2 protein-coding genes are annotated in these 2,133 nt (G+C 67.9%); both read left to right on the top strand.

The features are described 5' to 3' along the window. Nucleotides 1–481: 481 nt before the first annotated feature. On the top strand, nucleotides 482–1,396 hold the full coding sequence (locus A9Z05_RS01740; protein ID WP_069616632.1) for a sterol desaturase family protein: 915 nt from the start codon (nucleotides 482–484) through the stop codon (nucleotides 1,394–1,396). A gap of 192 nt (nucleotides 1,397–1,588) precedes the next feature. Then, on the top strand, nucleotides 1,589–2,133 hold a 545-nt coding region (locus A9Z05_RS01735; RefSeq protein ID WP_256121818.1), incomplete at both ends, for an SGNH/GDSL hydrolase family protein.

Here is a 2,133-nt window from a genome sequence, read left to right as displayed (position 1 = left end):
CGCTGCGCGACGTGCGCGCGATCGCCGGCTACGTCGCCGGCGCGGACGGCCAGAGCTACGTCGTGGTCAGCTTCATCAACGACGATCACGCGGAAGGCGCACGCGCCGCGCACGACACGCTGCTCGAGTGGATCTACGCGGGCGCGCACTGACGATCCGCGCACCGTACATCGGGCCGTCGTGACAACGCGGCCCGCGCTTCCCGTCCTCTTTCGCCCGCGAAATTTCGCGCCGCGCGGTTTGAAACGCCGCCGCCCCTCTCGCGTGACGCGCGGCGCGCACGCCGCGCACGCAAAACGGGGCCGCACCGCCCGGCCCCGCGCAGTACGGATTCCGTAGAAACCCTGTCCTCAGAGGGAACCCTCTACGCTCCCCCCTCGCCTAGCGCGTGACGATTGCGTAGGCTGTTGGCCTGACCGATATCTACAACGGGCCACACGCCCGGCCTCATGGCTTGCAGGGGAACGAAGGAGACACGCCCATGCGATTCGACGTCGAATTGCTTCTGCTCGCGCTGGCGCCCGTCTTCCTGCTCTGCATCGCGTGGGAGGCCTGGCACCTCGCCCGCACCCGTGCGCAGGACCGCATCTATGCGTGGCGCGATACGCTGTGCAACGCGGCGCTCGCGCTGATGCACCAGGGCGCCGACAAGCTCGCATGGCTGTTCGTGATTCCCGTCTATGCGTACTGCTACCGGCACTATCGTCTTTACACGTGGCACGACGGCTGGCTGTCGTTCGCCGTGCTGTTCGTCGCGCAGGACTTCCTCTACTACGTGTTCCATCGCGCGAGCCATCGCGTGCGCTGGCTGTGGGCCGCGCATGTCGTGCACCACTCGTCCGAGCGGATGAATTTCTCGACCGCGTTCCGCCAGAGCCTGATGTACCCGGTCGCGGGCATGTGGCTGTTCTGGCTGCCGCTCGCGTTCGCCGGCTTTCCGCCGCAACAGGTCGTCGGCATCGTGCTGATCAACCTCGCGTTCCAGTTCTTCGTGCACACGCAGGCGATCGGCAAGCTCGGCTGGCTCGAATACGTGCTGAACACGCCGTCGATCCACCGCGCGCACCACGCGCGCAACGCGCGCTACATCGATCGCAATTACGCAGGCGTCCTGGTGATCTGGGATCGCCTGTTCGGCAGTTACGTCGACGAAACGCCCGACGATCCGCCGCAGTACGGGATCGTCGAGCGGCTCGACTCGAACAACCCGCTCGTCGCGACGTTCCACGAGTGGGTGGCGATGGCGTCCGACGCGTGGCGCGTCGGCGGATGGCGCAACAAGCTGCGCGCGATTTTCGGCCCGCCCGAATGGGCGAGCGCTTATCATGCGCAGATTGCCGAGGCCGCGAACCAGGATCCGCGCACCGCGCCGCCGGCGGCTGCGCGCGACCGATAAACCGTTTCAGCCAACGGCCGCCGCGCAGCCCGGAACCGAGCAGGCACGCGGCAGATGAGAAATACATCAGGGCCATATCTACGAGGAGATAGAACGATGCAGACACAACAACACGCACTTTCCCGCACGCGTCAGCGCATGCTGCGCACCGCGCAGGTCGCGATCGCCGGCGCCGCGCTCGCGCTGCTCGNNGCCGCATGCGGCGGCGGTGACGACAACAACGGCAGCAGCGCATCGACCACGCCGCCGTCGGGCGTGAAGATGCAGATCGTGTCGTTCGGCGACAGCCTGTCCGACGTCGGCACCTACTCGCAGATCAAGCTCGGCTTCGGCGGCGGCCGCTTCACGACCAACCCGGGCCAGGTGTGGACGCAGAACGTCGCGCAGTACTACGGCGACACGCTGCAGCCCGCGAACCAGGGCGGCTTCGGCATCCCGCTGCAGGCCACCGGCGGCCTCGGCTACGCGCAGGGCGGCTCGCGCGTGACGCTGCAGCCGGGCATCGGCCATGCGGACGCCAGCGTGCCGAACCCCGACTACGCGCAGGCGACCACCACGCCGATCGCCGACCAGGTCAAGCAGTACCTGACGCAGCACGGCAGCTTCAACGCCGGCCAGATCGTGCTGATCAACGGCGGCGCGAACGACATCTTCTACCAGGCCCAGGTCGCGCAGGCGCAAGGCAATACGCCGGCCGCGCAACTCGCGGCGGCGCAGGCGATCGGCCTGGCCGCGCA

Source organism: Burkholderia sp. A2, assembly GCF_001729305.1.
In the GTDB taxonomy this organism is placed as follows: Bacteria; Pseudomonadota; Gammaproteobacteria; order Burkholderiales; family Burkholderiaceae; genus Burkholderia; species Burkholderia sola.
This window is presented reverse-complemented; position numbering and strand designations above follow the sequence as displayed.